This is a genomic window from Motilimonas sp. 1_MG-2023, from assembly GCF_030547455.1.
In the GTDB taxonomy this organism is placed as follows: domain Bacteria; phylum Pseudomonadota; class Gammaproteobacteria; order Enterobacterales; family CBDFNC01; genus Motilimonas.
This window is the reverse complement of sequence record NZ_JAUOPX010000038.1, coordinates 35,320-44,617: the sequence shown is the minus strand read 5'-3', so window position 1 is coordinate 44,617 and position 9,298 is coordinate 35,320. Positions and strand designations below refer to the sequence as shown.

Sequence of the window (9,298 nt, the reverse complement as noted above, 5' to 3'; positions counted from 1 at the left end):
ACAAGCTAATGCCAGGGCAACAAGTCACCACACAAGACAGCGACTGGAGCAACTGGAGCTACGAAGATGATCAAAATGTTGGTTCATAATACCCGTCTACTGGTTCTGGCATTAGTGGTGTTAATCGTATCTGGCCTCGGTGCTATTCACACCTTGCCACGAATGGAAGACCCTAGAATATCTAATCGTTTTGCAACAGTTATCACTCACTTCCCCGGCGCATCGGCTGAGCGAGTCGAAGCCCTGATCAGTGAAAAAATAGAAAGTAAAATTCGTAAACTCCCAGAAATCAAGGTGCTGACTTCAACCTCTCGTCCGGGTATTTCAGTGATCCAAGCGGAATTGAAAGACCATATCACGCAAGGAGCCCCCGTTTGGTCAAGGATCCGCGATTTATTAAGTGATATTACGCCAGAATTACCGCCAGGCAGTTCAGTGCCACAATTAGATGATGATCGCGGCTATGCATTTACCCGAATCATCGCTCTCACTTGGCAAGGCGGCACTCAGCCCGACTTGGCTATATTAGGCCGCTATGGCCGCGAGTTACAAAATCGCTTGCGCTTAATACCTGGCACTGACTTTGTTGAGGTACAAGGGGCGCCAGAAGAAGAAATTCTTGTTGAACTTGATTTAAATGCAGCTTCCGCTCTTAGACTCACTGGCGCGCAAGTCGCCCAGCTAATCAATACGGCCGATGCCAAGGTATCCGCTGGTGAATTACACAATAATGACAATACCATGCAACTGGAGCTTAGGGGCGAGCTGGACTCGTTAGAGCGGATCCGACAAATTCCCTTACTCAGTGATAGCAAAGGCTTTGTTTATCGAGTTGGCGATCTTGCAGAAGTTAAACGTAGCATTAAAACCCCCGAAAGCAGTCTCGCTATTATCAATGGTCAGCAAGGTATTGTGGTGTCAGCTCGTATGCTGCCAGATTTGCGCATTGATACTTGGTCAGCCTCATTAGACCGTAGCCTAAACGAATTTAGTCAGCAGCTACCAAGCAATATTCTTAGTCAGGTTATCTTCGACCAAAATGGCTACACCCAAACCCGCTTGTCTGAGTTAATGGGCAACGTGTTATTTGGTTTTGCCATTATATCGGTAGTGTTATTACTCACATTAGGCTGGCGATCGGCCTTAATCGTGGCACTATCGCTACCTATCACTGTGTTATTCACATTAAGTTGCATGAAGTATTTTGGCCTGCCCATTCACCAAATGTCGGTGACAGGGCTGGTCGTCGCCTTAGGGATAATGGTTGACAACGCCATTGTCATGGTTGACTCCATTGGACAAAAACGACATCAGGGCATGTCTGCTCTGTTTGCGGTGCAACGCTCATTAAAACATTTATGGCTGCCGCTACTTGGCTCCACTTTGACCACTATTTTGGCTTTTATGCCAATTATTTTAATGCCAGGACCCGCTGGAGAATTTGTTGGTGGTATTGCCTTAAGTGTGATCTTTTCATTGATCGGCTCATACCTTATTTCCCATACTATTTTAGCCAGTATCGCGGGGCGCTTTCTACGCCAAAAAGAGGCGAATCATCGCTGGTATCAAAATGGTATTCAGCTACCGTCACTGGCGAACCTATTTAAGAAAACTGTTCGCCTTTCACTTAACTACCCGAAACTCAGTGTGATCTTGGTGTTTTTGGTCCCTGTTAGCGGCTTTTACGGTGCAGGGCAATTAACGGAGCAATTCTTTCCACCATCAGATCGCGATATGTTTCATATTGAAATGTTCCTTGCGCCGCAAACCAGCATCGAACGTACCCGTGCTGTTACCGCAGAAGTAGATGAAATACTTGCAAAATACCAAGGTATTGAGTCTGTTCATTGGTTTATTGGTAACAATGCTCCCACCTTTTATTACAACTTGTTAATGCGCCAGCAAGGCGCACAAAATTATGCCCAAGCCATGATCACTGCTGATCACTTTAGCACCGCTAATCGCTTGATACATGAGCTACAAGCTGAGCTAGATAAAGCGGTACCCGAAGCGCAAATTCTGGTACGTCAACTCGAGCAAGGCCCGCCATTTAACGCCCCCATTGAGGTGCGTTTATACGGTCAAAATTTAGATCAGTTAAAAACGCTAGGTGATGAAGTTCGAGCTCTGTTATTCACTATTCCCGATGTACTACATACCCGTGGCACCTTACTAGCAGGAACGCCTAAGGTGTGGCTAAACGTCAACGAAGAGGCCAGCCGAGTAATGGGCTTGGGCTTAACCGAAATAGCCGATCAGTTAGAAAGTACAACCCAAGGTAAAATAGGCAGCCGTGTTATCGAGTCAACGGAATCAATTCCTATTCGGATCCGCATTGCGCCCGATGCTAGGCAAGAGTTATCTGATTTAAATTCTCTTAATGTCACTTCTAACCAACAAGGCATGATCCCACTGTCAGGAATCTCAGAATTTGAATTAGCCCCCAGTCGAGGAGCCATTCCAAGACGAGATGGTGAGCGAGTCAATGTGATTGAAGCTTACTTAACACAGGGGGTTTTACCAGCAAGTGTCCTCTCTCAGCTCAAACAAAAGCTGGAACAGAGCCAATTCACTTTACCATCTGGTTATCGCTTAGAGTTTGGCGGCGAGTCAGCTAAACGTAATGACGCAGTGGGTAACCTATTAGCTAGCTTAGGTTTAGTGATGACCCTGCTGGTTACTGTGGTGGTGCTCTCGTTTAACTCGTTTCGCTTAAGCTTACTTATAATGCTAACAGCGGTACAAGCAGCAGGCTTAGGTCTGTTGAGTGTTTACTTAGGTCAATTTCCATTTGGCTTTACCGTTATTATTGGCTTACTCGGCTTAATTGGCTTAGCAATTAATGCGGCGATCGTTATATTGGCGGAGCTGAAATCAAATCCCTATGCCATGGCTGGCAACAAAGAGGCAGCATTAGCCTGCGTAATGAGTTGCACCCGTCATATAACCTCTACCACTATTACTACGGTCGGCGGCTTTTTACCCCTAATATTAGCGGGCGGCGGTTTTTGGCCACCTTTTGCCATAGCAATTGCGGGTGGCACCGCGCTAACAACATTGGTTTCGTTCTATTTCGTGCCAACGGGCTTTCTACTGCTACGCGGAAACTCAAACACCAAAGCAGTACTTGCACCTCAGCCTACTTAGTTAGACAACAGCCTAAAGTCAGGGCTAAAGTGGCCCTGACAAACAAAAGCATCAAACAATGTAAAATCAACAGTACAACAAGCTAAAGAAAAACAAAAAAACAAGTATTCACTCTTTAATGTTCACATTTTTTGTGGATTAGATTTGACAACCTTCGCGTTCACGTCACACTAGGCTCAATTTTTAGGTGACGCTGTATGCTGATCTGATTAAGTAGATAATCTGTTTAAACAGCCGAAGCTAAGGCGTTACACCTCGCAACGCCCATCGACAATTATAAAAAGCGCACATACACAACATTAAATAGAGGATAAAAATGGCACAAACCAGAGGACAATTCAGCTCTCGGCTGGGGTTCGTATTAGCGGCAGCAGGCTGTGCTGTCGGCGTAGGTAATATTTGGGGCTTCCCTACTCAAGCGGCCAGTAATGGTGGTGGCGCATTTTTACTGGTCTATCTTGTGCTGATTTTTATGCTTGGTTACCCCATGTTAGTGGCTGAATTACTCATCGGTCGCGCTGGCCAAGCTAACCCAATGAAGTCGATGCAAAGTGTAGCAAGCTCGCCCCTTACTCGCCATATTGGCGCAACAGCGGGAATAGTATCAATTCTCGTGGTGACCTTAATTTTCACTTTTTACAGTATTATTTCCGGCTGGTTTATCAGTTTTACCTTAGCGCCAGTCGTGGAATTAGCAGGAGATAGAGAAAAAAGCGTTTGGCTTACAGACTTTTCACTGTCTCGTAATTTAGTGTTTACCACCTTGTTTGGCCTTATTACCATTTTAGTGGTGAAAAAAGGCATCAAAGATGGCATTGAAAAGTGGTCAACCCGTTTAATGCCGCTGCTATTTTTATTATTAATAGCCAGTGCCATGTATATGATGACCCAAAACGGAGCAATGGAAGGCCTTAAGGCGTATTTGCTACCTGACTTCAGTCAAGTGTTTGACGCCACTTTACTGGCTAATGCACTCGGTCAAACCTTCTTCTCTCTTTCATTAGGCTCTGGCGCCATGATGGTATATGGCTCTTATTTAAGTAAACAAGACAGCGTGCCTAAGCTAGCGGCACAAGTTACCTTAGTAGACACTGGCGTAGCTTTCCTAGCTGGTTTATTGATTGTACCCGCGATGTATGTTGCCATGAGTCAAGGGGTTGAAATTTTTGATGCCAATGGCGATCTCATCGCTAGTAGCAACTTAGTTTTTAAAGTGTTACCTGCTTTGTTTGACACCATGGGCTCAGCAAAATATATCGTTAGCACCGGCTTTTTCTTTCTATTAGTGATTGCGGCACTGACTTCCTCTATCGCGATGCTAGAAACGCCAGTGGCTTTTGTGTGCGAACTAACCCGCATTGACCGCAGTAAAGCGGTATGGATAGTGGGCTTAACAGCGATTAGCTTTAGTAACTTGATTGTTTTTAACTTTGATATGTTATTTGAACTCATCATTCAAATTTCAACTCAGTATGCTCAGCCCCTTGCCAGCTTAGCCGTGTGTATTTTTGCTGGTTGGGTCTGGCACCGAAATAAGGTGTTAGCTGAAATTAGACAAGGTGATGACAACATTGAAAACAGCCTGTTTTGGAAAATTTGGCCGGCTTACGTTAAGTTTGTCTGCCCGGTGTTAGTGGGTTTATTAGTGGTTCGCTCGATTACCGCTTAATCGACCTAGTAAATTAAAAGGTGAAGTATCTATACCCAAGACACCCCAAGATACAGGATTCAGAGCCTCTCATTCTGTTTCGTCTAAGGCAAAAAGACGACGTAATAGTGACCTACGGACTGGGTCCCTTGCGAGGCTTTTAACGAAAAATGAACATAATGAGCGGCTCCCAAAGGGCGAGTTTTGTAGGCTGTTATGCTTTGTTGCTGATTTTCAACGTAGAATAACTATGTCTCAAATCAGCGTCGCGCTTAACAGCCTACAAATTCTCGCGGAACAAGCATCTTGAGGTAACTTGGGTATACTTCACCTTTTTTTTATTTAGCACTGTTCAGTTGCGCCTTCACCTTTATAATAGCGACATCATCTTTAAGGAGTCGATTTTAATGCAATGTACCAGCTGTGAAACCGGTAAATTACACCAAGGAAACCTAGCCCAGCTACTGCCTTCTTTAACTTGTGATCATTGCGGTGGCCACTTTTTCTACTTAGCCGACTACTTGCGTTGGAAAGAAACAAACCCAGAGCCACTAAAAGAAACGGATATTACCGATATTGAACCAAGTGAAACCACTAAGGCGATTATCTGTCCAATTACAGGCCGCTTAATGCGCAAATACCGCATGTCGAGCGAGCATCAGCATAAAGTAGATTTAAGTGTTGCAGTTAATGGCATTTGGCTAGATAAGGGCGAGTGGGAACTGTTAGTTAAGTCTGGTCTGAGTAACCAACTCAACAAGATTTTCACCGACCCGTGGCAGCGTAATATTCGCCTAGAAAAAACCGCTGATGTGCTAAAAGCGCAATATGAAAATCGTTTTGGTGACGCTGATTATGAAAAGCTACAACAAGTTAAAGCGTGGCTAAAAGACTCAGAGCACAAAGCTGAAATGTTAGCTTATTTGGTTGCGGACGATCCTTACAAGGTCTAACCAACTATCTTCTAGTTTAAATTTAAAAAGCCTTCAGATTGACACTGAAGGCTTTTTTCATGGTCAAGAATAGTTAACCTTAGTTTTGCTGAATCCTATCGTAGCCAGATAAAGTATGTTTTAGGGCAAAATTTCGTTTTCAGGGATGAAAACGTAAAGCGAATAGGGACTATTTACTGCGTTTTTGCAGGAATGCATACTATTTCGCTTATCCAGATTCGGATTAGTTACAGAATAATACGCTGCCAAGGCAGCTGATTATCACCAACCACAATAAAGTTAGGGTTTTCTAAACTTTCACGTTCGTTGTAACTTAACGCTTCTAATTTTAAGCTTTGAATTTTGCCACCCGCTTCTTCAACAATACATTGGGCCCCCGCCGTATCCCATTCACCTGTGGGCCCCACTCGCACGTAACAATCAGCACTACCTTCCGCTACTAGGCAGCTTTTCAGTGAGCTTGAGCCTAATGGGATCATGTTGTAGTTATAGTCAGGCGCCAATAAATTAGTAATTTTAGAAAGGGACTGCACTTTACTGACTGCAACATTAAGTTGCTTGGTTTGTACGTCATATTGCATGCTAGAAATAGCCACTGGCGCTTGATCGGCCACTTGTTTAAACGCACCATGACCACTCACGGCGTAATAACATACGTCCGCTATCGGAGCATAAATCACTCCCAGCACCGGCTTATTTTCATGTACTAAGGCGATAATGGTGGCAAAATCCCCGCTGCGAGAAATAAACTCTTGGGTACCATCAAGGGGATCAACCAGCCAATAAGTCGACCAATTTGATCTCCTGGCTAGTGGAATATCGGCAGCCTCTTCTGACAACATCGGGATCTCAGGCGTCAGTTCATGAAATGCTTTTACCAGATATTGATGTGCAGCGATATCCGCACTGGTAACGGGGGTATCATCTCCCTTAGTGCAAGCTTCATAGTCTTTTGAATCATAAATTTGCTTGATAATCGCCCCTGCTTCGCGGGCAAATTGACAAGCGGAATCTAAATAATCTATTGGTTGCATATTCACTCCTGAACGAGGTGATAATTAAGCACTGAGCCTTGGGTCAGTTTCAAGCCACTTTAATGCCAGCATCAGTGCGCAAACACTGCGCGCCTCGTTAAAGTCTGGCTCATTTAATAACTGCAATGCATCTTTAATCGGCCAGTACACCACTTCTAGTGGCTCGGGCTCATCGCCAGCCAATGTTTGTGGATATAAATCATCGGCAATAAAAACGGACATCGCATTAGCAAAATAGGCCGGCGCAAGTTGCAGTGATTTAAGTGGATAGAATTGTTTCGCACCAAAGCCCGCTTCCTCCATTAGCTCGCGATTCGCTGCAGCCACTGCTTGCTCGCCTTCATCAATTAAACCTTTGGGGAACCCGAGTTCATAACTATGGGTTCCAGCAGCATATTCTCGCACCAAAATCAGGCTTTCATTGTTGTAGATAGGCACCATCATCACTGCACCGCGTCCGTTGCTTTTCATGCGTTCGTAACGACGTTGCTCGCCATTACTAAAGCATAAATCCAATGCTTCCACCTTAAAAAAGCGACTTTTCGCAACAATCTCTGCATTGATAATCTTAGGTTTTTCTGCCGATTTAGCCATCTTCTCGCCTGTTAGAAAAAGAAAAGTTACACTGCTGTCCATACTAGAACATTAATATCAGATATTTATAAGGAACACCATGCTCAACTGGCAAGAGATAGACACAGTACTACTGGATATGGACGGCACCTTGTTGGATTTACATTATGATAATCAACTTTGGAATCATATTGTTCCGCAAGCGTATGCCGATCACCAGCAAATTTCACTGCCACAAGCAAAACAAATCATGGCACAAAAATACCAAGACGTTGCCGATAGCATGCATTGGTATTGTTACGACTTTTGGACCCAAACCTTAGAGCTTGATATTTACCAACTGCAACACCAAGTGGCCGATAAAATCAACTGGCGACAAGATGCGCAACTGTTTCTCAAGCAACTCATTAAGGCCAATAAGGCGCGTCATATATTAACCAATGCGCACCCAGAAGGTGTACGCCTTAAAAATGAATACACTGGGCTAGTGGCATTTTTTGACTCTTGCATTTCAACACATGAATATGGCCAACCAAAAGAAGAGCAACAACTCTGGCATAAAGTGCAGCAGCGTATCGGTTTTGATCCTGCCCGCACCCTATTTATTGACGATAATGAGCTGATTTTAGATGCCGCTAAAACCTTTGGCATCAAACATTTAATCGCTATTGATTTACCCGACTCCCAGTTAGGGAAAAAGACCTTTCATCGCCATCAAGCCATTAGCCACTTTAGCGAAATCATGCCGCAATAAGGCCAACTGAACGACTTTAACCCTGCCAGTTCAAGTGTCGTGTTAAAGAAGGTCACACTAGCCATCAAGACAAGGAAGTAACATGCTAACCACGTTTCAAATACTCACCGCGCTGGCCCTACTGTTTTGGCCCATGATGTGGATAGGCAGCGTGATGATGTTCGGCGGCCCCGGTGCGACCGATAACCCCAATACCGTTTATAGCACGGTTGCCTTACTGCTCTATCCTTGTGTGCTGTTTTTACTCTATGGCTTGATGGGTTGGCCACTGTTTTTTATACCGTCTAAGTATTTAATAATTATCGGTATACCTCTTAATCTATTGTTGGTTTATGCCAGCTACGGCTCGCTAGTGAGCAACACCTTACGAGGTATTTCGAATTCAGGTTACAGTGTGGTTGAGCAGAATGTTTATTACAGTGGCAAGCTTATTCCAGACGCGCTCGCGGAGTCGTTTAGTATATTTGATAACGAGCCGAGTTATCGCAGCTCACAATATGCCCGTGACGCAGAGCGGGTTTATTATCATGGTCAACCACTACCTGAAGCCGACGCAACGAGCTTTAAACTCTTGTTTGCCGACAACGATGACTATTGGGCTGATAAAAATCAGGTTTTTATCACGCCACACCTCTTAATCTAACTCCAAGCAAGACCAGAGTTTTTCATCAAGACAGCCATGCAACGTATTTAACCGATGGCGAAAGACTCTATTGTGAAAGCATGCTGGTTGCTGGCGCTGATCTTGCCAGCTTTACCGTATTATTTGGCCCCGTCGCCAAAGACAAACACCATATTTACTATGAAGATGCCATTATTTTACCTGAGGCAGATATTACCAGCTTTACCCTTTATGATAATGAACAATACTACGCCTTTGACAAAAACAGCGTGTACGACTTAATTGCTGATAACTCACAAGAGATTACTGATTCAGACCCTGCTAGCTTTGAGTTTTTAGGCCGCGGCTATATGAAAGATAAACATCGCGTTTACCTGAGCCAACAATATGCACCTACGATTGTATTAGCAGATGTCGACCGCGAGAGCCTAGTTGTGACAGACTATGATGATAAAACAGGCTCAGACGCCTACGACAAGCATGGCTATTTACTTAATGGACAACGTTTAAATGCTGATAAACCTTAGTTCTACTTAAGCCTATTGCATCCAGATTTGCAGAGACGCA

7 protein-coding genes and 1 pseudogene are annotated in these 9,298 nt (G+C 44.3%); 6 read left to right on the top strand and 2 right to left on the bottom strand.

The annotated features are described in order from the left end of the window. Positions 1-66 precede the first annotated feature (66 nt). From Q4519_RS16960 to Q4519_RS16950, 3 genes are all read left to right on the top strand, one after another. Positions 67-3,147 carry an efflux RND transporter permease subunit gene (locus Q4519_RS16960; protein ID WP_303514293.1) on the top strand — a complete coding sequence of 1,027 codons (3,081 nt, stop codon included), beginning with the start codon at positions 67-69 and terminating at the stop codon, positions 3,145-3,147. Between the two features lie 316 nt (positions 3,148-3,463). Next, a complete protein-coding gene (locus Q4519_RS16955) occupies positions 3,464-4,816 on the top strand; it encodes a sodium-dependent transporter (protein ID WP_303514290.1) in 1,353 nt (450 codons plus the stop codon). A gap of 386 nt (positions 4,817-5,202) precedes the next feature. Beyond that, on the top strand, positions 5,203-5,748 hold the full coding sequence (locus Q4519_RS16950; protein ID WP_232801715.1) for a zf-TFIIB domain-containing protein: 546 nt from the start codon (positions 5,203-5,205) through the stop codon (positions 5,746-5,748). Between the two features lie 227 nt (positions 5,749-5,975). On the opposite strand, the gene cysQ is transcribed toward Q4519_RS16950, so the two are convergent. Both cysQ and nudE read right to left on the bottom strand, forming a co-directional pair. Continuing rightward, a complete protein-coding gene (gene cysQ, locus Q4519_RS16945; protein WP_303514288.1) occupies positions 5,976-6,782 on the bottom strand; it encodes a 3'(2'),5'-bisphosphate nucleotidase CysQ in 807 nt (268 codons plus the stop codon). 24 nt (positions 6,783-6,806) lie between these two features. Then, complete coding sequence (gene nudE / locus Q4519_RS16940; RefSeq protein WP_232801713.1) at positions 6,807-7,376, bottom strand: ADP compounds hydrolase NudE; 570 nt, start codon at positions 7,374-7,376, stop codon at positions 6,807-6,809. A gap of 79 nt (positions 7,377-7,455) precedes the next feature. Between nudE and yrfG the strand changes: the two genes are divergently transcribed. From yrfG to Q4519_RS16925, 3 genes and pseudogenes are all read left to right on the top strand, one after another. Next, on the top strand, positions 7,456-8,109 hold the full coding sequence (gene yrfG / locus Q4519_RS16935; RefSeq protein ID WP_232801712.1) for a GMP/IMP nucleotidase: 654 nt from the start codon (positions 7,456-7,458) through the stop codon (positions 8,107-8,109). 82 nt (positions 8,110-8,191) lie between these two features. Then, a complete protein-coding gene (locus Q4519_RS16930; protein ID WP_303514283.1) occupies positions 8,192-8,752 on the top strand; it encodes a DKNYY domain-containing protein in 561 nt (186 codons plus the stop codon). 56 nt (positions 8,753-8,808) lie between these two features. Then, positions 8,809-9,258 (top strand): annotated as a pseudogene (locus tag Q4519_RS16925) (DKNYY domain-containing protein); the annotation flags it as partial. Positions 9,259-9,298 lie beyond the last annotated feature (40 nt).